The sequence below is a fragment of the Enterobacter sp. FW301-JW81 genome (assembly GCF_058788735.1).
Genome location: NZ_JBYTBA010000005.1, coordinates 374,640 through 398,826 on the forward strand (window position 1 = coordinate 374,640; position 24,187 = coordinate 398,826).

Annotated in this window: 25 protein-coding genes; 4 read left to right on the top strand and 21 right to left on the bottom strand. The window is 54.0% G+C overall.

Going from position 1 to position 24,187, the window contains the following annotated elements:
* Window positions 1–188: 188 nt before the first annotated feature.
* Window positions 189–398: a transcription antiterminator/RNA stability regulator CspE gene (gene cspE, locus AC3WOK_RS17475; RefSeq protein WP_002439184.1), complete on the top strand. Its 210-nt coding sequence runs from the start codon at window positions 189–191 to the stop codon at window positions 396–398.
* Window positions 399–617: 219 nt separating this feature from the next.
* Here cspE and crcB read toward each other — a convergent pair whose 3' ends face one another.
* Window positions 618–1,001, bottom strand: a complete 384-nt coding sequence (crcB, locus tag AC3WOK_RS17480) for a fluoride efflux transporter CrcB (RefSeq protein ID WP_059310814.1) — start codon at window positions 999–1,001, stop codon at window positions 618–620.
* Between the two features lie 66 nt (window positions 1,002–1,067).
* On the opposite strand from crcB, the gene AC3WOK_RS17485 reads away from it, so the two are divergent.
* Both AC3WOK_RS17485 and tatE read left to right on the top strand, forming a co-directional pair.
* Window positions 1,068–1,856, top strand: a complete 789-nt coding sequence (locus AC3WOK_RS17485; RefSeq protein ID WP_447855265.1) for a deaminated glutathione amidase — start codon at window positions 1,068–1,070, stop codon at window positions 1,854–1,856.
* A gap of 125 nt (window positions 1,857–1,981) precedes the next feature.
* Window positions 1,982–2,185: a twin-arginine translocase subunit TatE gene (gene tatE / locus AC3WOK_RS17490; protein WP_023310742.1), complete on the top strand. Its 204-nt coding sequence runs from the start codon at window positions 1,982–1,984 to the stop codon at window positions 2,183–2,185.
* An 81-nt stretch (window positions 2,186–2,266) separates the two neighbouring features.
* Here tatE and lipA read toward each other — a convergent pair whose 3' ends face one another.
* The 14 genes from lipA to leuS form a co-directional block, all read right to left on the bottom strand.
* Window positions 2,267–3,232, bottom strand: a complete 966-nt coding sequence (gene lipA / locus AC3WOK_RS17495; protein WP_047347107.1) for a lipoyl synthase — start codon at window positions 3,230–3,232, stop codon at window positions 2,267–2,269.
* 207 nt (window positions 3,233–3,439) lie between these two features.
* On the bottom strand, window positions 3,440–4,393 hold the full coding sequence (locus tag AC3WOK_RS17500; protein ID WP_063429938.1) for a YbeF family transcriptional regulator: 954 nt from the start codon (window positions 4,391–4,393) through the stop codon (window positions 3,440–3,442).
* 291 nt (window positions 4,394–4,684) lie between these two features.
* Window positions 4,685–5,326, bottom strand: a complete 642-nt coding sequence (gene lipB / locus AC3WOK_RS17505; RefSeq protein WP_063429940.1) for a lipoyl(octanoyl) transferase LipB — start codon at window positions 5,324–5,326, stop codon at window positions 4,685–4,687.
* A gap of 94 nt (window positions 5,327–5,420) precedes the next feature.
* Window positions 5,421–5,684: a DUF493 family protein YbeD gene (gene ybeD / locus AC3WOK_RS17510; RefSeq protein ID WP_006177135.1), complete on the bottom strand. Its 264-nt coding sequence runs from the start codon at window positions 5,682–5,684 to the stop codon at window positions 5,421–5,423.
* Window positions 5,685–5,789: 105 nt separating this feature from the next.
* Entirely contained in the window at window positions 5,790–7,001 is a 1,212-nt protein-coding gene (gene dacA / locus AC3WOK_RS17515) for a D-alanyl-D-alanine carboxypeptidase DacA (protein WP_023334890.1), read from the bottom strand.
* 139 nt (window positions 7,002–7,140) lie between these two features.
* Window positions 7,141–8,253 (bottom strand): endolytic peptidoglycan transglycosylase RlpA, encoded by a 1,113-nt coding sequence (rlpA, locus tag AC3WOK_RS17520; RefSeq protein WP_059310818.1) that lies wholly within the window; start codon window positions 8,251–8,253, stop codon window positions 7,141–7,143.
* A 16-nt stretch (window positions 8,254–8,269) separates the two neighbouring features.
* Window positions 8,270–9,382 (bottom strand): peptidoglycan glycosyltransferase MrdB, encoded by a 1,113-nt coding sequence (gene mrdB / locus AC3WOK_RS17525; RefSeq protein ID WP_008501037.1) that lies wholly within the window; start codon window positions 9,380–9,382, stop codon window positions 8,270–8,272.
* Between the two features lie 2 nt (window positions 9,383–9,384).
* Window positions 9,385–11,286, bottom strand: coding sequence for a peptidoglycan DD-transpeptidase MrdA (gene mrdA / locus AC3WOK_RS17530; protein WP_059310819.1), 1,902 nt, complete (start codon window positions 11,284–11,286; stop codon window positions 9,385–9,387).
* Window positions 11,287–11,314: 28 nt separating this feature from the next.
* On the bottom strand, window positions 11,315–11,782 hold the full coding sequence (rlmH, locus tag AC3WOK_RS17535) for a 23S rRNA (pseudouridine(1915)-N(3))-methyltransferase RlmH (protein ID WP_003858701.1): 468 nt from the start codon (window positions 11,780–11,782) through the stop codon (window positions 11,315–11,317).
* A gap of 3 nt (window positions 11,783–11,785) precedes the next feature.
* The gene (rsfS, locus tag AC3WOK_RS17540; RefSeq protein ID WP_023334893.1) at window positions 11,786–12,103 is read right to left on the bottom strand and encodes a ribosome silencing factor; all 318 of its coding nucleotides are present in this window, start codon (window positions 12,101–12,103) and stop codon (window positions 11,786–11,788) included.
* Between the two features lie 269 nt (window positions 12,104–12,372).
* Window positions 12,373–13,038 carry a nicotinate-nucleotide adenylyltransferase gene (gene nadD / locus AC3WOK_RS17545; protein WP_063429942.1) on the bottom strand — a complete coding sequence of 222 codons (666 nt, stop codon included), beginning with the start codon at window positions 13,036–13,038 and terminating at the stop codon, window positions 12,373–12,375.
* Window positions 13,031–14,062, bottom strand: a complete 1,032-nt coding sequence (gene holA / locus AC3WOK_RS17550) for a DNA polymerase III subunit delta (protein WP_492354888.1) — start codon at window positions 14,060–14,062, stop codon at window positions 13,031–13,033. The genes nadD and holA overlap by 8 nt, the downstream gene beginning before the upstream one ends.
* A complete protein-coding gene (gene lptE / locus AC3WOK_RS17555; RefSeq protein WP_047347100.1) occupies window positions 14,062–14,631 on the bottom strand; it encodes an LPS assembly lipoprotein LptE in 570 nt (189 codons plus the stop codon). The genes holA and lptE overlap by 1 nt, the downstream gene beginning before the upstream one ends.
* 14 nt (window positions 14,632–14,645) lie before the next feature.
* Entirely contained in the window at window positions 14,646–17,228 is a 2,583-nt protein-coding gene (gene leuS / locus AC3WOK_RS17560) for a leucine--tRNA ligase (protein WP_264438051.1), read from the bottom strand.
* 214 nt (window positions 17,229–17,442) lie between these two features.
* Here leuS and AC3WOK_RS17565 point away from each other — a divergent pair, with 214 nt between their 5' ends.
* Entirely contained in the window at window positions 17,443–17,925 is a 483-nt protein-coding gene (locus AC3WOK_RS17565) for a zinc ribbon-containing protein (RefSeq protein ID WP_047347386.1), read from the top strand.
* 56 nt (window positions 17,926–17,981) lie between these two features.
* Here AC3WOK_RS17565 and rihA read toward each other — a convergent pair whose 3' ends face one another.
* The 6 genes from rihA to lnt all read right to left on the bottom strand — a co-directional run bounded on the left by rihA (window position 17,982) and on the right by lnt (window position 24,182).
* On the bottom strand, window positions 17,982–18,923 hold the full coding sequence (gene rihA / locus AC3WOK_RS17570; RefSeq protein ID WP_492354889.1) for a pyrimidine-specific ribonucleoside hydrolase RihA: 942 nt from the start codon (window positions 18,921–18,923) through the stop codon (window positions 17,982–17,984).
* 120 nt (window positions 18,924–19,043) lie between these two features.
* Window positions 19,044–19,769 carry an amino acid ABC transporter ATP-binding protein gene (locus AC3WOK_RS17575; RefSeq protein ID WP_014883001.1) on the bottom strand — a complete coding sequence of 242 codons (726 nt, stop codon included), beginning with the start codon at window positions 19,767–19,769 and terminating at the stop codon, window positions 19,044–19,046.
* Complete coding sequence (gltK, locus tag AC3WOK_RS17580; protein ID WP_014883002.1) at window positions 19,769–20,443, bottom strand: glutamate/aspartate ABC transporter permease GltK; 675 nt, start codon at window positions 20,441–20,443, stop codon at window positions 19,769–19,771. Before gltK ends, AC3WOK_RS17575 begins: the two co-directional genes overlap by 1 nt.
* Complete coding sequence (locus AC3WOK_RS17585; protein WP_023310756.1) at window positions 20,443–21,183, bottom strand: amino acid ABC transporter permease; 741 nt, start codon at window positions 21,181–21,183, stop codon at window positions 20,443–20,445. Before AC3WOK_RS17585 ends, gltK begins: the two co-directional genes overlap by 1 nt.
* 155 nt (window positions 21,184–21,338) lie before the next feature.
* Window positions 21,339–22,244 (bottom strand): amino acid ABC transporter substrate-binding protein, encoded by a 906-nt coding sequence (locus AC3WOK_RS17590; RefSeq protein WP_023334902.1) that lies wholly within the window; start codon window positions 22,242–22,244, stop codon window positions 21,339–21,341.
* Window positions 22,245–22,643: 399 nt separating this feature from the next.
* Window positions 22,644–24,182, bottom strand: a complete 1,539-nt coding sequence (gene lnt / locus AC3WOK_RS17595) for an apolipoprotein N-acyltransferase (protein ID WP_063429952.1) — start codon at window positions 24,180–24,182, stop codon at window positions 22,644–22,646.
* Window positions 24,183–24,187: the final 5 nt, after the last annotated feature.

Here is a 24,187-nt window from a genome sequence, read left to right on the forward strand (position 1 = left end):
GGAAAAACTTTACATGATGGTGAAAAAACGCGCAGTCGTTGATTCATAAACGATAAAAATCTGCCAGAGAAAATTAACGCGACTTTAGTCACTTTTTATCAAAGATCCGCTGGACAAAAGGTTCCACAATTGATGTACTGGTAACCGACACAGCATTTGTGTCGTTTTTTAATGTAAAGGTAATTTTGATGTCTAAGATTAAAGGTAACGTTAAGTGGTTTAATGAGTCCAAAGGATTCGGTTTCATTACTCCTGAAGATGGCAGCAAAGACGTGTTCGTACACTTCTCTGCAATCCAGTCTAATGGTTTCAAAACTCTGGCTGAAGGTCAGCGTGTAGAGTTCGAAATCACTAACGGTGCCAAAGGCCCTTCTGCTGCTAACGTAATCGCTCTGTAATTCAGACGCGTCAGCAAGAATTTCAAAACCCGCTCACTGAGCGGGTTTTTTTCGTTTTGAATCAGCCAAGCAGATACATTTTCAGGAAGCTGGCAACGATCAGCACGCTCAACAACACCATTCCTGCGCTCATCAGACTCTGTTTCATTCTGTCACCCTCGTTCAGTACTGCATTCAGAGTGACAGAGAAAAATTAAGCCAACATTAACGTCCCGTCCGTTAATGTGTACTTGCCGTAGAAAACAGCCAGAATGCGATCCCCGTCATCGCAAAGGAACCGAGCATGTTAATCGCGATATTCACCAGCGCCCAGCCGATACGGCCTTCCTGAAAGAGAAACACCACTTCGGCAGAGAACGTGGAGAAGGTGGTTAACCCGCCGCAGAAACCTGTTGTAATCAAGATCTTCCACATGGGGTCGATGTGCGTCATTCGGTTAAACCAGGCCAGGCCCATGCCAATGATAAAGGCACCAATCAGGTTTGCAGCAAGCGTTCCCATTGGAATCGCCTGATGCAGGGGATTAAACCGCATACTTAGAAACCATCGCGCAACGCTACCCGTTCCCCCACCAATAAAAACGGCTAAAAGTAGTTGTAACACGCTTAATACCTGCTATTTGATTGTTAGAGTAGCGAGTTTAACGCCGATTATGATGAGGGGACAAATATGTACGTAGCGGTAGGGCAATTTGCGGTCACGCCTGACTGGCATGAGAACGCAAGCAAATGCGTCAATCTGATGATGCAGGCCCGGCAGAAGGGCGCGTCGCTGTTAGTTCTCCCCGAAGCGCTGCTGGCCAGGGATGATAATGATCCGGATCTGTCGGTGAAGTCGGCACAGCCATTGGACGGCGGGTTTTTACAGCAATTACTGGCCGAGAGCGTCGGCAACGAGATGACAACTATTTTTACGGTGCATGTTCCCTCCACGCCGGATCGTGCGGTGAATACGCTCGTGGTGATTCGCGGCGGGATAATAGTTGCACGTTACGCCAAGCTACATCTCTATGACGCGTTTAGCATTCAGGAATCGCGACGCGTTGACCCCGGAGACCGTGTTCCGCCGCTGCTGGAGATTGACGGGTTTAAGGTTGGGTTGATGACCTGCTACGACCTGCGTTTTCCGGAGCTGGCGCTTCACCTGGCGCTACAGGGGGCAGACGTGCTGGTCTTGCCTGCCGCGTGGGTCAAAGGACCGTTAAAAGAGCACCACTGGTCAACGCTGCTTGCGGCGCGCGCGCTGGATACGACCTGTTATGTCGTTGCCGCAGGAGAGTGTGGTACTAAAAACATCGGGCAAAGCAGGGTGGTTGATCCGCTGGGTGTGACGATTGCCGCCGCCGCGGAAGCACCGGTTTTGCTGATGGCGGAGATAAACTTAGATAGAATTGCGCTTGCCCGTGAGCAATTACCCGTTCTTCGCAATCGTCGATTTGCGCCACCGCAATTATTGTGACGTTTTTTTCAACAATGCTTGATTCACCTTGTTACAGATTGCTATTGTGTGCACGCGCTAAATGACCGTTAATACAATCAGGTTTTGGCGCTGAATGCAGCCTGTTTTAAGTAAAGAAGGTATCTATGGGTGAGATTAGTATTACCAAACTGCTGGTGGTTGCCGCACTGGTCGTCCTGCTGTTTGGTACCAAGAAGTTACGCACGCTGGGTGGTGACCTGGGCGCGGCCATTAAAGGCTTTAAGAAAGCGATGAACGACGATGATGCGGCTGCGAAGAAAAGCGCCGAGGATGACGTCCCGGCAGACAAGCTTTCCCACAAAGAGTGACGGCAATGCCTGAGGGCTTGCGAAAAAAAACCGGCTCATGAGGCCGGTTTTTTTGTATTACTGTAAATGAATATTACAGCATTATTTAACTTCTTCGCCTTTTGCCTGCATATCGGCATGGTATGAGGAGCGAACAAATGGGCCGCATGCTGCGTGGGTAAAGCCCATCGCCAGCGCTTCGGCTTTCATTTCATCAAACTCGTCCGGGCTCACGTAGCGCTGTACCGGCAGGTGGTGGCGGCTTGGCTGCAGATACTGTCCCAGGGTCAGCATGGTCACACCGTGGCGGCGAAGATCGCGCATCACCTCGATGATTTCCTCATTGGTTTCACCCAGACCCACCATCAGACCTGATTTGGTCGGGATATGCGGATGCGCTTCTTTGAAACGCTCCAGCAGCTTCAGAGACCAGTTATAATCTGCACCCGGACGCACCTGGCGATAAATACGCGGCACGTTCTCCAGGTTGTGGTTAAACACGTCTGGCGGTGTAGCGGTCAGGATGTCCAGCGCACGGTCCATACGGCCGCGGAAGTCTGGAACCAGCGTCTCAATTTTAATGTTTGGGCTTTTCTCGCGAATGGCCGTAATGCAATCAGCAAAATGCTGAGCACCACCATCACGCAGATCGTCACGGTCAACGGACGTGATAACCACGTAACGCAGCGCCATGTCAGCGATGGTCTGCGCCAGTTTTTGGGGTTCGTTAGCATCGGGTGCAACTGGACGGCCATGAGCTACATCGCAGAACGGGCAGCGGCGGGTACAGATGGCACCCAGAATCATAAACGTCGCGGTACCGTGGTTGAAACATTCAGCAAGGTTCGGGCAAGAAGCTTCTTCACAGACGGAGTGGAGGCCGTTTTTGCGCATCGCCGCTTTGATCCCCTGGATACGCGAAGAGTCTGCCGGAAGTTTGATTTTCATCCATTCCGGTTTTCTTAACAGCGCCTCGCGCTCTGTAGCCACGTTTTTAACCGGGATAAGGGCCATTTTATCGGCATCGCGGTATTTAACACCGCGTTCCATCACAATGGGTTTACTCATAGCGTGCGTGTTCCAGTTGCGAATATCGAAGGAAAGCGTTTCAATTCAAGGGAATGTTGTATTTATCAACTATTTTTGAACGAACGACAGGCAGTATATCATTGAAACGGTCGTTAAAGCAGCCTGCCACGTCGCCAATTTGTAAAATAGTTGTTGTTTTGTGCCTTTTGCCCTGCATAGCGCAGGGGCTTGTGCTGGCTTAAGCTGTCAGAAGGCCTGGCGGATAATGCGGATGACGTTTTCAAGTACCGGATCGCGCAAACTCAGTTTGTTGTAATGCAGTGAAATCTCGATAGATTCCGCATTAAGCTGCCCGAGTGGGATGCTTTCCAGCGGCCAGCATTTACGCAGCAGGTTATACAGGCGTGCCGGCATGATGCACAGCATATCGCTGCTGCCGATCAGGGATGCAGTGGTGAACATATTGTAACTGCTGAAGCTGATCTGACGCTCTGGGAAAATTTCATCAATACGCTGGCGCAGAGCATGATTAGACTGCCCCTCAGTGATGAAAGAAGAGTGGTCGTAGTTGCGCAGGTTTTCGAGGGTTAACGGCTCGCTGAGCGCGGGATGCTGCTGGCGGCACACCAGAACCAGGTTATCCGCATAGAGCACATTTTGCCCCAGCGCTCTGGCGCTGAAGTTACCGCTTTCAATAATCAGGTCCGTCTGGAACTGGGCAAGCTGAATATCCGGTTCGCTGAGCGGCACGTTGCGAAGCAGGAGCTGTGGCGCATGCTCTTTCACGGCCTGGAAGATTGCAGGCATCACCAGTACACCCACAGAAGGCGAACAGCCGATGGTGATGGTTCTCTGCTTATCGTAGCTGCCGGTTAAATCCAGAGCGCCCAGAATCGACTCCAGTCCCTGGCTGATGAACTCATGGAGGTGCGTAGCGTAAGCCGTCGGCGTTACACCCTGGCCCTTACGGATAAATAACGGGTCGGGGAATATAGCGCGTAGCTTTTGAATTGACTGGCTTATTGCTGATGGCGTGAGATTAAGAATTTTCGCAGCGTTAACGATACCCTTGTGGACATATACTGCCTCAAAAATAGTCAGTAAATTGAGATCAATATTACGTAAAGTCCGAAAAATTTGCGGCTTGTCTTCGCCACCAGAGTCATTCAGGCGTTTGGCTGGTAAATTATTATACTCCACGCTTTCACTCCGTATACATTCACAATATGAATGATAGTTGAATTTATTTATTATGCTTGTAGAGATTCGTAAAGTGTTGGTTTTGTTTCACTTGTTTATCGAAAACAAACAGTTGTGTGATTATCACTCACGTTACTTAGGCCGTGTTTGCCGCGCTTGCGTAAGGCTAAATAATATGTAACGGTAATATTCGGGCGCTTCGAAAATATAGAATCTGGGGTTTATTGTAAAGCGCAAAAGCGGTAAATAAACAGTGGCTCGTCAAATTAGCGAGCCATGTTGTACGATATATTAAGCAGGGATATATTCGTGCGGGGGATTGTTAAGTAGTGCTAACACGTTCTTCAAAAGTACGGGACGAATAGTTTCTGGCGTCGCGGTTTCAACCCAATGGCGCATGTGCGTCATTTCCATGCCGGCGTAGCCGCAGGGGTTTATACGCAGGAAAGGCGCGAGATCCATATTAATATTCAATGCGAGGCCGTGGAAGGAGCAGCCTTTACGAATACGCAGTCCCAGAGAGCAGATCTTCATTTCCCCAACGTAGACGCCCGGCGCATCGGCCCGTGGGTGCGCGTCAATACCGTATTCCGCCAGCGTCTTGACGACGGTTTGTTCCAGTAAGGTAACCAGTTCGCGCACGCCAAGCTTTCTGCGCTTCAGATTAAGCAGGACGTACATTACCTGCTGCCCGGGCCCGTGGTAAGTGACCTGCCCACCGCGATCGCTCTGAATAACCGGGATATCTCCCGTCATCAATAAATGTTCCGCTTTTCCCGCCTGACCCTGCGTAAATACCGGCAGGTGTTCCACCAGCCAGATCTCATCCGGGGTACTGTCATCGCGTGAATCGGTGAAGTCATGCATAGCCTGGGAGACAGGCTCATAAGGTTGCAGCCCGAGGTGACGGACCAGAATTTTATCCTGATACAAAACTGCGTCTCCGAAGACGAGGGACAAAAGGTGTGCGGGAGTATATCACAGCGGGGAGAGGGGTTACCCGGCAAACCGGGTAACCGAAAAGGGACTATAGCACCATACGAACAATTTCGATATTGCCGAGCTCTTCGTACAGCGTCTCAACCTGCTCAATGTGTGTCGCAGTGATGGTAATAGAAACCGAGTGGTAGTTGCCCTTGCTGCTTGGTTTTACTGACGGAGAGTAGTCACCCGGCGCATGGCGCTGTACCACTTCAACCACCTGATCAACCAGCTCAGGTTTCGCCAGACCCATTACTTTGTAGGTAAATGAGGTAGGGAATTCAAGCAGTTCGTTAAGTTTGGTTTTCATGTCAGCTCCGGCGTAACGTCAAAAAGAATAACTCCCACGTCAGGTGGGAGTTATCAGGATACTTAGTATATGGGGATCAAAATCACACTTTCAAGTGTTCAATTTTTAACCAAACCAGTGATGGAACATCAATTTAATGTAATCAATGATTTTGCCGAAGAAATTGCCTTCAGGAATTTCTTGCAGGACAACCAGCGGACGCTGATCGATCGTCTTGCCATCCAGCTGGAAGTTAATGGTGCCCACAACCTGGTTTTTCTGCAGCGGGGCATGCAGCTCGGTGCTGTTCAGGACGTAGCTGGCTTTCAGATCCTTCATACGACCACGAGGAATGGTCAGGTACAGGTCCTTATCAACGCCGAGGGAAGCACGGTCGTTGTCGCCGAACCAGACGGGTTCAGAAGCAAACTCCTTGCCTGCTTTCAGCGGATTCACGGTTTCGAAGAAACGGAAGCCCCAGGTCAGCAGTTTCTTGCTTTCTGTTTCGCGACCTTTAAAGGTACGACCGCCCATCACGGCTGAGATCAGACGCATCTGACCTTCAGTGGCAGATGCCACCAGGTTGTAGCCCGCTTTATCGGTATGGCCAGTTTTGATGCCGTCAACGTTCAGGCTGTTATCCCACAGCAGGCCGTTACGGTTGGTCTGACGAATACCGTTGAAGGTGAACTCTTTCTCTTTATAGATAGAGTACTCATTGGGGACATCGCGGATCAGCGCCTGACCAATCAGGGCCATGTCGCGTGCGGAGCTGTACTGACCGTCTGCATCCAGGCCGTGTACGGTCTGGAAATGGCTGTTTTTCAGGCCCAGCGCGGTCACGTAGCTGTTCATCAGACCCACGAAGGCATCCTGGCTACCCGCAGCGAAATCGGCCATCGCCACGCAGGCATCGTTACCCGACTGCAGGTTGATGCCGCGAATCAGCTGAGAAACAGGAACCTGCATACCCGGCTTCAGGAACATCAGAGAAGAACCTTTGAAGACGGGGTTCCCGGTTGCCCACGCATCGTTACCGATGGTGACCAGATCCGACTCTTTGAATTTACCTGCCTTCATCGCCTGGCCGATAACGTAGCTGGTCATCATTTTGGTCAGGCTGGCCGGGTCACGACGCGCATCGGCATTCTGTTCTGCCAGCACTTTGCCAGAGTTGTAATCGATCAGGATGTAGGATTCCGCATCGATTTGCGGAACGCCAGGGATCATGGTCTTGATATTCAGGTCATCGGCGTGAGCTGCAGAGAGTGCAGCAGCGCAAAGGGCCGCGGTCAGCGCCATGCGCTGCACAAAACGAGCAGAAAAGGTGGTCTTCATGGTCAGAACTACGACATCCGTGATGGAATTAAAAAAAGTGCCTTACTATAGCAAATGCTATTCAGGCAGGCATCCGACTTTAAGCATGAGTTTGTGAATGTGTTTTACACAAACTGACATTTCGGACACCGCCGATTAATTACTTTGCAACAGCGATAAATGACTGAAGCTGAGCTTCATTCTGCAGGCGCTGCTGAAGGGTCGTTGCCTGCGATTTGCTGGCAAACGGCCCCATCTGAATACGCCACACCGCGCCGTTCTGTTCAACGCGTCCTGGTACACCGAACTGCTGGCTCAGACGCTGTTGATACTGTTGGGCCCGCGCCCGATCGCTCACTGCGCCTACCTGGACCACGTAGCTGCCGCTGGCCGCTGCCGGAGCCGCCACCGCCGCACTTTGCGTAGTCGCCGGTGCCGTTACGGGAGCCGGTTGGGTCGCTGGTGCTGTAACAGGAGCAGGGGCTGGCGTAGGCTCGCTGCCTTCAAGCACGCCCGAGGCTAAGGTCGTCGGTGCACCCAGAAAACCGCTGCTCTTTACCGGTGCGCCGGTTGAATCATCGCTTTGCAGGGTGTCATTGCTGATCGGACGGATTTCGCCACCCGGCTGAGACGGTGCTGCCGGAGACGAGGCGCTTCCCATTCCGCCGTCAAGATTTGGACGGTCGGGAAGGGCATAGGTCTGTTTCGCCACCGTCGTACACGCGGTGCCCGGCCCGGAGAGCGAGCCATCCTGCGCTACGATAATCGGGTCAATACGGACTTTGGTATTGTTCGAGGTATTCAGGCGATCGGCGGACGCGCGAGACAGGGAAATCACCCGGTCATTCCCGTACGGGCCGCGGTCGTTGATGCGCACGACGATCATACGGCCGTTCGCCAGGTTGGTGATACGGGCGTAGCTTGGAATCGGCAGCGTTGGGTGTGCCGCAGTCAGCTGCATTGGGTCGAACGCTTCCCCGGAAGCCGTCAGGTTACTGCCAGGCTCGGCATCGTAAATGGCGGCAAAGCCAGCCTGACTGAAACGAGACGGATCCTGAACAATTTTGTAGCTCTTGCCGTCGCGCTCGTAATCCTGATTAGCACTGGCATTCAGCGGTTCATAAACGGGATCGGCGCCGCTGATTTCAACGTTCGGGCCATTACACACCGCAGGCTGCGGCGGCGCGACGGTTGCCTGTTGCTGACCATCATCACTTGTGCAGGCCGCAAGTAAACTTGCCGCAATGCAGATCCCCAGCCACTGCTTACGCATTCCGATCCCCTTATTTTTATACGCTTTTTGACAACATTTTTCTGTGGGTATGGATCGACATCACGATACCAAACCCGGCCATCAACACGATCAGTGCCGAGCCTCCGTAACTCACCAGCGGCAGCGGTACGCCTACCACCGGCAGAATACCACTCACCATACCAATATTTACGAAGACATAAACGAATAAAATCAGCATCAACCCGCCAGCCATGACGCGACCAAAGGTGGTTTGCGCGCGTGCTGCAATCCACAATCCCCGCATGATCAGCAGGACGTACAGTGCCAGCAATATTAAGATGCCCACCAGCCCCAGCTCTTCCGCCAGTACGGCGAAGATAAAGTCTGTGTGGCGTTCCGGTAAAAATTCCAGCTGCGACTGCGTGCCGTGCAGCCAGCCTTTACCGCGCAGGCCGCCGGAGCCAATCGCAATCTTGGACTGAATAATATGATAGCCCGCGCCCAGCGGATCGGTTTCCGGATCGAGCAGCATCATGACGCGCTGGCGCTGGTAATCATGCATCAGGAAGAACCAGAGGATAGGGATGAACGCCGCGATCAGCACTACCGCGATACCAATCAGACGCCAGCTCAGTCCCGACAGGAAAAGGACAAACAGGCCTGAGAGGGCGATAAGGATTGAGGTGCCGAGGTCAGGCTGTGCCGCAACCAGCAGCGTCGGCAGGAATATCAGCACCAGTGCGATGGCGGTATTTTTCAACGACGGCGGACAAACGTCGCGGTTGATAAAGCGAGCCACCATCAATGGAACGGCGATTTTGGCAATTTCCGAGGGCTGAAAGCGGACAATGCCCAGATCCAGCCAGCGCTGCGCCCCTTTTGAAATGGCGCCAAACGCATCTACCGCAACCAGCAAAATAATACAGAAGATGTAGAGATAGGGCGCCCAGCCTTCGTAGACGCGCGGCGGGATCTGCGCCATCACCACCATGATGATCAGACCCATCGCGATCTGGCCGATTTTGCGCTCCATCATGCCGATATCCTGACCGCTGGCACTCCAGATAACCAGAGCGCTGTAAACCAGCAGGGCCAGCAGGATCAGCAGCATGGCTGGGTCGATGTGGATTTTATCCCACAGCGATTTTTTATTTGGATTATCCGTCATGATTATTGGTCCTCCGCCGCAGCGGCGGCCGGGTTTTCAGCCGGCAGTTCGGTGTTGTTATCACCCAGCATAATGTGGTCCAGGATCTGGCGCATGATGGTCCCTACCGCTGGCCCGGCACCGCCGTTCTCCAGAATCATCGCCACCGCGACCTGCGGGTTATCATAAGGGGCAAACGCCGTCATCAGCTTATGGTCACGCAGACGTTCGGCAATGCGGTGTGCGTTATAGGTTTCGTTGGCTTTCAGACCAAACACCTGCGCGGTACCGGATTTCGCGGCCACCTTGTACGGTGCGCCGGTAAAATACTTATGCGCGGTACCGTTCGGGCGGTTTGCCACGCCGTACATACCGTCTTTCGCGATTTCCCAGAAGCCGGAGTGAATGTCACCCACCGGGGCCTCGTGCGGCTGGTTCCACGGCACTTTTTTGCCGTCTTCAACCGTGCTCTGTAGCAGATGAGGCACTTTAACCACGCCGTCATTGATGAGGATCATCATGGCTTTGTTCATCTGAAGCGGCGTTGCCGTCCAGTAGCCCTGGCCGATACCCACCGGAATGGTGTCACCCTGATACCAGGGTTTTTTAAAGCGCTTCAGCTTCCATTCACGCGTTGGCATGTTGCCGGAGCGTTCTTCTGAAAGGTCAATGCCTGTGTAATGTCCGTAGCCGAATTTGCTCATCCACTCTGACAGGCGGTCGATCCCCATGTCATAAGCCACCTGATAGAAGAAGGTATCCGCAGATTCCTCCAGCGATTTGGTGACGTTCAGATGGCCGTGGCCCCATTTTTTCCAGTCACGATAGCGCTTATCTGAACCTGGCAACTGCCACCAGCCCGGGTCAAACAGGCTGGTATTACGGTTGATGACGCCGGCACTCAGTGCCGAGACCGCCACGTACGGTTTAACCGTGGATGCCGGGGGATAAACCCCTTGCGTCGCGCGGTTCACCAGCGGTGTATTGGGGTCATTAAGCAGGCCGGAATAGTCTTTACTGGAGATGCCGTCAACAAAGAGGTTTGGGTCATAGCTTGGCATTGACACCATCGCCAGGATGCCACCGGTACGCGGATCGGTCACCACCACGGCTGCACGGCTGCCCGCCAGTAAGGTTTCAATATACTGCTGCAGTTTCAGATCGAGCGTCAGATAGACGTCGTGCCCGGCCTGAGGCGGCACTTCTTTCAGCTGGCGAATAACGCGGCCACGGTTGTTAACTTCAACCTCTTCATAGCCGGTTTGCCCGTGCAGAACATCTTCGTAATAACGTTCAATCCCCAGCTTACCGATATCGTGCGTTGCCGCGTAGTTGGCCAGCTTGCCGTCTTTATCGAGGCGGTCGACGTCTTTGTCGTTAATCTTGGAAACGTAGCCAATCACATGCGTCAGCGCGGAGCCGTAAGGGTAGTAGCGACGCTTGTAACCCTTCACTTCCACGCCGGGGAAACGGTATTGATTCACCGCAAAACGGGCCACCTGAACTTCCGTCAGGTTGGTTTTTACCGGAATGGAGGTGAAGCGGTGAGAGCGGGCGCGCTCTTTTTTGAAGGCGGCGATATCGTCATCGTTAAGATCGACAACGCTCTTCAGCGCTTCCAGCGTATCCTGAACGTTATCAACTTTTTCCGGCATCATCTCGATTTGATAGATGGTGCGGTTTAACGCAAGCGGAGTGCCGTTACGATCGTAAATAATGCCGCGGCTGGGTGCGATAGGCACCAGCTTAATGCGGTTTTCGTTTGAACGCGTCTGGTAGTCGGTAAAGCGGACAATTTGCAGATTATAAAGGTTGGCGATCAGCACGCCGGTAAGCAGCAAAATCCCCGTAAAGGCGACCAGTGCCCGGCGCACAAACAGCGCGGACTCAGCCGTATAGTCGCGAAAAGAATTCTGTAGTTTCATCCGCTGCTTAATCTACCCTGGTCAGTCATTACTCGCGGTGATAGGGGTGGTTGGTAGTAATGCTCCACGCGCGATACAGGCTTTCCGCTACCAGTACCCGAACGAGCGGGTGGGGAAGCGTCAGCGCGGAGAGAGACCAACTTTGTTCTGCTGCCGCTTTGCAGGCAGGGGATAACCCTTCAGGCCCGCCAATCAACAGACTGACGTCACGGCCATCCTGCTTCCAGCGCTCCAGTTCGTGCGCCAGCTGCGGCGTATCCCAGGGCTTCCCTGGAATATCGAGGGTAACGATGCGGTTTTTGCCTGCGGCAGCCAGCATCAGTTCACCCTCTTTATCGAGAATACGTTTGATATCGGCGTTCTTGCCGCGCTTTCCGGCGGGGATTTCCACCAGTTCGAACGGCATGTCTTTTGGAAAACGACGCAGATATTCAGTAAAACCGGTTTGTACCCAGTCCGGCATTTTGGTGCCGACGGCGACCAGCTGCAACTTCACGCATTAACCCCAGAGTTTTTCCAGCTCATACAGGCGACGACTCTCGTCCTGCATGACATGGACAATCACATCGCCGAGGTCGACAACTACCCAGTCAGCCGTCGCTTCACCTTCAACACCCAGCGGTAACAGCCCTGCTGCACGCGATTCCTGAACCACGTGATCGGCAATCGAAACCACATGACGCGTAGAAGTACCGGTGCAGATGATCATGCAGTCGGTAATACTGGATTTACCCTTAACGTCGATAGCGATGATGTCCTGACCTTTCAGGTCATCAATTTTGTCAATAACAAAATCCTGGAGTGCTTTACCCTGCAAGTTTTCCCCCTGGGGTGAATGAGATTATAAAACGTTGAATTCGTAGCCAGGCAGTATACCTGAACTCACGCCTGTATCGGGACAACTGTCTCCGGCCAGGCTTTTGAAGGCGGGTATCATCCCACCCTCCGCCTGAGATTGCATCGCCATTTTTGTAAAACAATTTCTGTAAAGCAATGATCGGCGGGAAAGTCTGGCAGCGGAGGATAACAGTATGGCTTAACCTGTCAAGGCAGGATAAACAATAAGCCACTTTTTATGCCCTCCGGCTATTCATCTGCGCTTTTCTGATACAAACCGTGCGTATGGATATACTCAAGCACCGCTGCCGGTAGCATATCGTCACACGCTAAACCTTGCTGTAAACGCTCGCGAATGAGTGTTGCAGAGATATCGAACCACGGCGTTTCCGCCAGATAAATCTTCCCGGCAGGCTGATTGTGGAGATCCTCAACGTTATCCGTGAGATGGTCTTCCAGCCACTGCTGGTACTGCTCTTCGCGCATGGTCAGCGGATAGCCCGGACGGCGGCAAACGAGCAGGTGGCTGTTCTCCAGAATGGTTTCATACTGATGCCATGTGGGGAAATTCAGCAGGGAATCCTGACCGATGATAAAGGCCAGCGGCTGGTCTGGTCCTTGTTCGGCTCGCCACTCCTGAAGCGTCTGAGACGTCCAGGAGGGCGTGTCGCGACGCAACTCGCGCTCATCAAGCCTGAAGAGCGGTTTATCTGCGATGGCAAGGGCGAGCATCTCTTTTCGCTGCTCGCTGGTTGCCTCGGGCTGCGGACGATGGGGCGGGACATTATTGGGCATAATGATGACGCGCTGAAGGCCGATCAGATTCGCCAGAATTTCAACCGGCTTCAGATGCCCGTAATGTACCGGGTCGAAGGTGCCGCCATACAAGGCCTGTAAGGAATGCATACTATCCATCAATAAAAACGTCTGCCAGCGCCTTATGGCAAAGCAGTAGAGAAAGGCTTTCCAGCTCTGCCCAGACCGACTGACCATAATCTTGTTTTAACGTGAGCTCAGCGCGCATCAGAAGCTGTACAGCCTGACGAAGCTGTTCATGACTCAGGCGGTTAACGGCCTCGGTGGTCATCGCCCTGCGGTTTTGCCACACACGATGTTTATCAAACAGCGAGCGCAATGGCGTATGGGCAGACTGTCGCTTGAGCGTAACCAGCAGCAGCAGTTCGCGCTGCAGCGTACGCAGCAGAATGACGGGTTCGCTCCCTTCCAGGCGCAGCTGCTGCAGAATATGCAGGGCGCGTTTGCTTTTCGCCGACAGCAGCGCGTCCACCCAGTGGAACGGCGTGAAGTGCGCCGCGTCGTTAACGGCCTGCTCAACGCGCGGTAAGGTCAGCTTGCCGTCCGGCCACAGCAGGGAGAGTCTGTCCAGCGCCTGCGCCAGGGCCAGCAGGTTACCTTCATAGCAGTAGCAGAGCAGTTGATTTGCCGCATCATCCAACTGAAGGTTGTTTTGCTTCGCTCTCGCGGCCACCCACTTAGGCAGATGCGCCTGCTCAGGCGTCTGACAGGTGACCATCACCGCGTGGGTGGCGAGCTGGGTAAACCACGCTGCGTTTTCCTGGGCTTTAGTCAGCTTGTTGCCACGCACAATGAGGAGCAGATCGCTGTGTAACAGGCGGACCAGCGTGGCGAGCTGCTCATTAATGGCCGCGTTAGGACCGTTATCCGGCAGCAGGATTTGAATCGTCTGGCGCGAGGCAAAAAGGCTCATCGCCTGACACAGTGAGAAGAGGGTGTTCCAGTCGGTGTTGTTATCGATCTGGACGGTGTGGTGTTCATCAAAGCCCTGCGCGGCCGCCGCATGTCGCACGGCATCCAGGCTTTCCTGAAGTAATAACGGATCGTTCCCAAGAAGCAGATACGCCGCGCGCAGCCCTTCATTGAGCTGCGCGCGGAGTTGTTCAGGATACAGCCTGATCATCAGTTACCCATGGAGGTAGAAACAGGAGCTGCGTTAGCGTCCGGTTTTTCGATGATGTCAGAGCCTTCTTTCTTAGACGCAGCAACGGTCGGCAGTTTACGGATCAGCTGTTCCGCCGCCTTGTCGTACATTTCGTTGATGATAATCTGCTGTTCGGCATCTTTTGCCAGCGCCGTCTGCGGGTTATCAAAGAACGAACGGTACACTTTTGTACTGATTGGATAAATGTCTTTACCCGGGATCAGCACGGCTGCATTAACCGTCATGACCATTTGATACTCAGCGGTGCGGCCATCCTGGAAGATAGAGGCCGTATCTTTGCCGAGCGTCATCCCCAGAACACGCAGAGACGGAACATCCTGGCGCAGCGTGTCTTTCTCAATCAACTCAACGCCGTTCAGACGAAGCTGATTACGGATTGCCCGGCTGAGAGGACCATTCGGATCCGAAGAGTCAAAGATCATTGTTTTCATCTGAGCAGGCACCGCCGTAGTATTGCGCAGGTGCCAGCCACAGCCAGCGGTGACAAGCACCGCCAGAGATAAGAGTATTGTTGCCAGTTGTCGCACGTTTCCTCCCGCGCTTAGCCAACGACCAGATTCAGCAGTTTACCCGGTACGTAGATCACTTTACGCACGGTAACGCCCTCAAGATATTTTGCGACCAGAGTTTCCTGGCCCGCGCGCTCGCGAACCTGTTCTTCGGTTGCATCGACCGCCACGGTAATTTTACCGCGGACTTTGCCGTTTACCTGGACCACGACCAGCGTTGTGTTTTCCACCATCGCTGCTTCGTCAGCCTGAGGCCACGGCGCGTTGTCGATATCGCCTTCGCCTTTCAGCTCCTGCCACAGGGTGAAGCTGACGTGCGGAGTGAACGGGTTCAGCATGCGAACAACCGCCAGCAGCGCTTCGCGCATTAAGGCACGATCCTGCTCGCCGTCCTGCGGGGCTTTCGCCAGCTTGTTCATCAGTTCCATAATAGCCGCAATTGCGGTATTGAAGGTCTGACGACGACCAATATCGTCGGTCACTTTCGCAATCGTTTTATGAACATCACGACGCAGGGCCTGCTGATCTTCAGTCAGCGCAGCGGCGTTCAGTGCCGGGGCATCGCCCAGAGCGGTATGTTCGTAAACCAGTTTCCAGACGCGTTTCAGGAAGCGGTTCGCGCCTTCAACGCCAGACTCCTGCCACTCCAGAGTCATGTCTGCCGGAGAAGCAAACATCATGAACAGACGCACGGTATCCGCACCGTAGCGCTCAACCATCACCTGCGGGTCGATGCCGTTGTTTTTAGACTTGGACATCTTGCTCATGCCGGTATAGACCAGCTCATGACCAGCGGCGTCTTTGGCCTTAACGATGCGGCCTTTCTCGTCACGCTCAACGATAGCATCAACCGGAGAAACCCAGTTACGCTCACCGTTTGCGCCAACGTAGTAGAAGGCATCCGCCAGCACCATGCCCTGGCACAGCAGCTGTTTAGCCGGTTCGTCAGAGTTCACCATGCCGGCATCGCGCATCAGCTTATGGAAGAAGCGGAAGTAGAGCAGGTGCATGATGGCGTGTTCGATACCACCGATGTAGATATCTACCGGCAGCCAGTAGTTTGCCGCATCGGAGTCCAGCATACCGTCCTGATACTGCGGGCAGGTATAACGCGCATAGTACCAGGATGACTCCATAAAGGTGTCAAAGGTGTCGGTTTCACGCAGTGCAGGCTGGCCGTTGACGGTGGTTTTTGCCCACTCAGGATCGGCTTTGATCGGGCTGGTGATGCCGTCCATGACCACGTCTTCCGGCAGGATCACCGGCAGCTGATCTTCCGGCGTTGGCATCACGGTGCCATCTTCCAGCGTCACCATTGGGATTGGCGCACCCCAGTAACGCTGACGGGAAACGCCCCAGTCGCGCAGACGGAAGTTAACTTTACGCTCGCCCACGCCAAGGGAAGCCAGCTTATCGGCGATGGCGTTGAAGCCTTCTTCGAAGCTCAGGCCGCTGAATTCGCCGGAGTTGAAGAGGGTGCCTTTTTCGGTCAGCGCCTGTTCGGACAGGTCTGGTTCAGAACCGTCGGCGGCCAGAATAACCGGTTTGATGGTCAGACCGTATTTGGTGGCAAATTCGTAGTCGCGCTGGTCGTGACCCGGAACGGCCATTACGGCGCCAGTGCCGTATTCCATCAGTACGAAGTTCGCGGCCCAGACAGGGATGGCTTCGCCAGTCAGTGGGTGAATGGCTTTAAAGCCGGTATCAACGCCTTTTTTCTCCATCGTCGCCATGTCGGCTTCGGCGACTTTGGTGTTGCGGCACTCGTCGATGAAGGTAGCCAGTTCCGGATTGTTTTCTGCCGCTTTCTGCGCCAGCGGGTGACCTGCGGCCACGGCCAGATAGGTCGCACCCATGAAGGTGTCCGGACGGGTGGTGTAGACGGTCAGGGTCTGGTCGTAGTTCTCAACGTTGAAGGTAATTTCCACGCCTTCAGAACGGCCGATCCAGTTGCGCTGCATGGTCTTCACGGTATCTGGCCAGTGGTCCAGATTATCCAGATCGTTCAGGAGCTCATCAGCGTAAGCGGTGATTTTAATAAACCACTGCGGGATCTCTTTACGCTCAACTTTGGTGTCGCAGCGCCAGCAGCAGCCGTCGATAACCTGTTCGTTTGCGAGAACGGTCTGGTCATTCGGACACCAGTTAACGGCAGAGGTCTTCTTGTACACCAGGCCTTTTTTATACAGCTCGGTGAAGAATTTCTGTTCCCAGCGATAGTATTCCGGGGTACAGGTTGCCAGCTCGCGGCTCCAGTCATAGCCAAAGCCCAGCATTTTGAGCTGGTTTTTCATATACGCGATGTTGTCGTACGTCCACGGTGCCGGAGCCGTATTGTTTTTTACCGCTGCACCTTCCGCAGGCAGACCGAACGCATCCCAGCCGATAGGCTGCAGGACGTTTTTGCCCAGCATACGCTGATAGCGCGCAATCACATCACCGATGGTGTAGTTACGCACGTGGCCCATGTGTAGTCGACCAGAAGGATAGGGAAGCATCGACAGGCAGTAATACTTCTCTTTGCTCTCGTCTTCGGTTACTTCAAAGGTGCGCTTCTCGTCCCAGTGTTGCTGGACTTTTGATTCTATCTCTTCCGGGCGGTATTGCTCTTGCATGGCAGCCAGTGGTCCTGTTTTCAATACAGCTACAAATGTAGCCAATGGATGTGGTAATTCAGATCCGCATAGCATAGCCCAAACGCCCGCGTCAAAACAGCCTTTCGCACAAATGCGCTTTGCAGGAATTTACCGGGTCTGTGCTTCACCTGACAAAGCGGTGATGAAATAAGGTCTATTATTAGAAATAGTTACTTACCCGGGAGGCAAAATGATGAACAAGGTTGCTCAATTTTACCGCGAACTGGTGGCGACACTGACGGAACGGCTGCGTAACGGCGAGCGCGATATTGACGCGCTGGTTGAGCAGGCACGTGCCCGTGTGACGCAAACGGGTGAGTTAACGCGAACCGAAGTGGAAGAGGTGACCCGTGCCGTGCGTCGTGACCTGGAAGAGTTTGCGCGCAGTTACGAAGAGAGTCAGGACGAGGTCGCTGACAGCGTTTTTATGCGGGTGATTAAGGAGAGCCTGTGGCAGGAGCTGGCGGATATCACCGATAAAACGCAGCTGGAGTGGCGCGAGGTATTCCAGGATTTGAACCACCACGGTGTCTACCAGAGCGGCGAAGTGGTGGGCCTGGGCAACCTGGTGTGTGAGAAGTGCCATCACCATATTGCGGTCTATACGCCGGATGTACTGCCGCTGTGTCCGAAGTGCGGGCACGACCAGTTCCAGCGCCGGCCGTTTGAGCCCTAGGTAAAAGCAAAACTGTTTACACCCTCTCCCTGTGGGAGAGGGCCGGGGTGAGGGCATCAGGCCGCACTATAGTAAGCCAGTCTCTCCGCCAGCAAATCCACAAACGCCTGTCTGTCAATATCCACCATCACCGTAGTATTCGGTCTATTCCCGGTCAGCGAGTAGTAATCCACCACCGTCATGCCCTGGGTATATTTTCCCTGAGTCTCGACGCCAACCCACCTGTCCACCGTGGTAAACATCTCCGGTTTTAACAGCCAGGCGATCGTGCAGGGGTCATGCAGCGGCGCGCCGTGGAAACCCCATTTCTCGGCTTTGTGATACTCCATAAAGAAATCGAGCAGCTCAGCCACGGTTGTCGCGACCGAATTACCTACGGCACGGAAGCGTTCAATGTCGTCCGCCATAATCTGCGCGCGGTGGGTAACATCCAGCCCCGCCATCACAATCGGTAATCCTGACTGGAAGACGATCTCGGCGGCTTCCGGGTCGACAAAAATATTGAACTCGGCAGCCGGCGTCCAGTTTCCCAGCCCCATCGCGCCACCCATAATCACGATCCGGGCGATTTTACCGTGCAGTTCCGGATGACTGTTCAGCAGCAGCGCAACGTTGGTTTGTGGTCCGGTCGCCACCAGCGTTACGGGCTCCGCGCTTTCGCGCAGGATTTTTGCCATCAGCTCTACCGCGGTGCAGTTTTGCGGTGCGAAGCCCGGCTCCGGCAGCGCCGGACCGTCCAGCCCACTTTCACCGTGCACGTTATCCGCGATAATTAACTTACGCATCAGAGGCTTGACCGCTCCGCCGGCGACGGGAATATCAGGGCGGTTAAGCAGCGTCAGCATGCGCAAAACGTTACGCAGGGTTTTATCCGGCGTCTGGTTTCCGGCAGAAGAGGTGACGGCTTTGACGTCGAGTTCAGGGGAGGCAAGTGCAAGGACGAGAGCGATCGCGTCATCATGACCCGGATCGCAATCGAGAATGATCGGTTGTGCCATAGCGTTCTCCATTCATAGCGTTATTTTGTGACAAGGTTAACGCTGCAATGTGACGTCGAATAGAGGAAGAAATCTAAAGCGTGAAGCAGTGCGCAATCCGCAGATTGCGCACCGGGAAGATTAATGCAGGATTTTGGCGAGGAAGTCTTTTGCGCGCTCGGATTTCGGGTTAGCGAAGAACTCCTCTTTCGGCGAGTCTTCTACGATCTTCCCTTCGTCCATAAAGATCACTCGGTTGGCCACTTTACGGGCGAAGCCCATTTCGTGGGTCACTACCATCATGGTCATCCCTTCGTGCGCCAGTTCAACCATGACGTCCAGCACCTCGTTGATCATCTCAGGATCGAGCGCAGACGTTGGCTCATCAAACAGCATCGCAACGGGATCCATGCACAGCGCACGGGCGATCGCCACGCGCTGCTGCTGGCCGCCAGAAAGCTGTGCCGGGAACTTATCGGCATGTGCCGAGAGACCCACGCGTTCCAGGAGCTTCAGCCCTTTCTCGCGCGACGCCTTTTTATCACGCTTAAGCACTTTCACCTGCGCCAGGGTCAGGTTCTCAATAATGGAGAGGTGAGGGAACAGCTCAAAGTGCTGGAACACCATGCCAACGTGAGAGCGAAGCTGGGCGAGATTGGTTTTCTTGTCGTTGACTTTGGTGCCGTTGACAACGATCTCACCCTGCTGCACCGGCTCCAGTCCGTTGACGGTTTTGATCAGCGTCGATTTACCGGAACCGGACGGCCCGCACACCACCACCACGTCGCCTTTTTTCACTTCGGTGGAGCAGTCGGTCAGCACCTGAAAGTGCCCATACCATTTAGAAACATTTTTCAGGGAAATCATTATACCGTCCTTTTCTTCAGCCAGCTGACCAACAGCGACGCGCTTAAACTAATCACAAAATAGACCGCACCCGCGAAGAGCACCATCTCGACCTGCGTACCATCACGTTCACCGATGGTTGACGCGGTACGGAAGAAGTCTGCCAGACTCAGAACGTAGACCAGGGAGGTATCCTGGAACAGCACGATCCCCTGGGTCAGCAGGAGCGGAACCATGGCGCGAAACGCCTGCGGCAGAATAATGAGCTGCATGGACTGCCAGTGCGTCATCCCCAGTGCCAGTGCGGCGCTGGATTGCCCGCGGGAAATACTCTGAATGCCCGCACGGATAATTTCCGAGTAGTAAGCGGCCTCAAACATGGAGAACGCCACCATCGCGGAGATCAGGCGGATATCGGTTTTCGGCGACAGGCCCAGCACGTTTTGCAGGAAGCCGGGCACAATCAGGTAAAACCACAGCAGCACCATTACCAGCGGGATGGAGCGGAACACGTTAACGTAGGCGGTCGCAAACCAGGCGAGGGGTTTAAAGCTCGACAGGCGCATGACGGCCAGCAGGGTGCCCCAGACGATACCAATGATGATGGCGATAACGGTGATTTTTAAGGTAATCACCAGGCCATCAAGCAGGTATGGCATGGATGGAACGATAGAACTCCAGTCAAATTCGTACATTATTTGCCCCCCAGATTACCCGGCAGGCGGATTTTGCGTTCAACCAGGTTCATCACCAGCATGATGAAAGCGTTAATCAGAACATACGCGAGCGTGATCGCGGTGAAGGATTCCCACGCGTGCGCGGAGTAATCCAGCAGTTTGCCCGCCTGAGCGGCCATATCGACCAGGCCGATAGTCGAGGCGATGGCCGAGTTTTTCACCAGGTTCATCATCTCAGAGGTCATCGGTGGAACGATAACGCGGTAGGCGTTAGGCAGCAGCACATAGCGGTAGGTTTGCGGCAGGGTCAAGCCCATTGCCAGGCCCGCATTTTTTTGTCCACGGGGTAATGACTGAATGGCGGCACGCACCTGCTCGCAAACGCGCGCAGCGGTAAACAGCCCCAGACACATCATGGAGGAGACAAAGAACTGTACATTCGGATCCAGTTCCGACTTGAACCACATGCCAATATTTTCAGGCAGCAGTTCCGGGATAACCAGATACCAGGTAAAGAATTGCACGATCAGCGGAACGTTACGGAACAGTTCCACATACAGGGTGCCAAGTGTTGAAAGAAAACGGTTAGGGACGGTGCGCAGAATACCGAACAGAGAACCGACAAGAAACGCGATAATCCACGCCGTTATCGATAATGCCACGGTAACCTGAAAGCCGCTCCACAGCCAGCCAAGATAGGTGGTGTTGCCGAACGGGGCTTGTTGCAGGAATATGCCCCAGTTCCAGTCTATTGACATAATAAACTCCAGAAAAAAAAGGGTAGCAGCGCTACCCTCGAAGATTGGTGAGAAGCTCATTTTTCGCGCTGAGTGGGGAACGACCACTCAACGTATAGTCTGTCCATGCTTCCCGACAATCGAGAGGGCAGGAGATCCCGCCCCTGTTGTTCTAATTAGTTAAGAGCTTTGTCATTTGGAGATTTGAACAGCGCTTTCATGTCTTCAGACAGTTCAAAGTTCATGTTGAGATTTTTTGGTGGAATCGGGTTCTTGAACCACTTGTCGAACCATTTTTCCGCTTCGCCGGAGGTCTGCACCTGAGCGATGGTGTCATCGATCAGCTTTTTGAACTGCGGATCGTCTTTACGCAGCATACAGCCGTAGGCTTCTTTCGACTGCGCGGTACCGACGATATCCCAGTTGTCCGGTTTTTTCGCTTTCGCACGCTCGCCCGCCAGCAGGGCGTCATCCATCATAAACGCGACGGCACGACCACTTTCCAGAGTACGGAAGGAGTCGCCATGGTCTTTCGCGCTGATGATGCGCATATCCATTTTCTTCTCGTCGTTCAGCTTGTGCAGCAGCACTTCTGAGGTGGTACCGGAAGTGACAACGACCGCTTTGCCTTTCAGGTCCGCGAAGTCTTTGATCTCACCGCCTTTCTTGGTCAGCAGGCGGGTGCCCACAACAAAGATGGTGTCCGAGAAGGCAGCCTGTTTCTGACGCTCGAGGTTATTGGTGGTGGATCCACACTCGAAATCAAAGGTGCCGTTTTGCAGCAGTGGAATACGGTTCTGTGAAGTGATTGGGATCAGCTTCACCTGCAGGTCAGGTTTGTTCAGCTTTTTCTTCACAGCTTCAACGATGGCGTTGGAGTAATCCTGTGAATAGCCCACGACTTTTTGCGTGTTGTCGTAGTAAGAGAACGGGACTGAAGATTCACGGTGGCCGACCACGATGACGCCGTTTTTGGCAATCTTGTCGAGAGTGCTGCCTGCTGCCGGAGCATCTTCAGCGTGAACCACGCCTGCAGACATTCCCATAACCAGCATTGCTGTGGCCAGTTTACGTAATTGCATACCCAACTCCTTTTTTATCAGCGCCAGTGACGCTTTGATACCCATTGTGATGTTGTTATATCTCGCGCAATGCGAGTGCAGTGTTATGCAAGCTTGTTAACATTTAGTCTGGCTTAATGTAAAGATTTTGCTGCGTTATTGTTTATTTTTGCGAAGCGCGCCGCACCATTCAGAGGCAAATATCTCCCGTTGCACCGTTTCGGTGCTACCGATGATCTACGCTGGTGCGACTAAGTTGCACGTTAAGCCAAACTGCGTTTACCTGAATAAACAAAGCAATAGGCGTGCCAGAATTGAACTTTGGAGGGAACTGTCGGGTGGCAGCTACGCCTTACCCGACCTACGGGAACGAAATGTAGGCCGGGTAAGCGTCAGCGCCACCCGGCAAAGGAGGTAAGGTTATTTACTACGCTGACGCAGGCTCATCAGCACCGCGCCAAAGCCGAACAGCACGGTCAATATCCACAGCGGCCAGTTACCGGTACGGGCGTATGGCGTCAGGCCGGATGTCGGCGTGACTTTTGTGGTCAGCACTTCCCGGGTGAACTGTGGGATCATGGCCTGGATTTCGCCCTGCGGTCCAATCACGGCGGTGATGCCGTTGTTGGTGCTGCGCAGCAGTGGACGCGCCAGCTCCAGGGAGCGCATCCGCGCCATCTGGAAGTGCTGCCACGGGCCAATTGACTTACCAAACCAGGCATCGTTAGAGATAGTCAGCAGGAAGTCCGTGTCAGGGCGGAAGTTATCGCGCACCTGCTCGCCGAGGATAATCTCGTAGCAAATGGCCGCCGTCAGAGCAAAACCGTGCGCGTGAAGCTGGGGCTGAACGTATGGCCCGCGACTGAAAGAGGACATCGGCAGGTCAAAGAACGGTGCCAGCGGGCGCAGAATCGACTCCAGCGGAACAAACTCACCAAACGGCACCAGGTGGTTCTTGTTGTACCGGTCAGTGGAGTTATAGCTGTACTCGCTGTCTTTGCCGAGCGTAATGATGGTGTTGTAGGTGTCGTAGCGGTTCTGCTGATTGAGACGCGCATCAACAATGCCGGTGATCAGCGTGCTGCCACGCGAGAGCAGCAGGTCGTTCATCATGTTGAGGAACGGCTGCTGGTTAATCTCCAGATCGGGGATCGCCGACTCTGGCCAGATAATCAGCTGTGATTTACCCATCACCTCTTCCGTGGCGTTGGCGTAGATCTTCAGCGTATTCAGCAGCTCTTTCTCGTCCCACTTCATGGACTGCGGGATATTTCCCTGAACCATAGAAACCTGCGTGGCGCGTTCGGGCTCAAGGGTGAACCACTGGATATAGCGCAGCGGGAAGGGCAGAGCGAACAGCACCAGCGCCACAACCAACGGCTTCCAGCAGCGCTTGACCAGCGCCAGGACCAGCAGGCCGCTGACAACCATCAGCAGGAAGTTGATGGCCTCAACGCCCATCACCGGCGCCAGGCCTTTCAGGGGGCCGTCAATCTGACTGTAGCCGAACTGCAGCCATGGGAAGCCCGTCAGCACCCAACCGCGCAGGAACTCGGTGAGTTGCCAGACCACCGGCGCGGCAATAGCGACGCGCAGCCAGCTGGTTTTTGGCCACAGGCGAGAAAGGATGCCTGCGAACAGACCGGTATACAGCGAGAGATACGCAGCGAGCAGCACCACCAGGAAGACGTTAACCGGGCCCGGCATACCACCAAACTGGGCGATGCTGACATAGACCCAGTTGATGCCGGAACCAAACAGTCCCAGCCCCCAGAAGTAGCCGATGGCGGCAGCCTGTACCGGACGACGATTCAGGGTCAGACCCTGTAGCCCCATCAGGGAGAGAATGGCCGCAGGCCAGATGTCGTAAGGAGAAAAAGCCAGCGTACCGCTGGCTCCGAGTAACAGCGCCAGCAGCAAACGGACGCGCTGGCGTTCAAGAAGTGAGGCAAATGCCATTTACA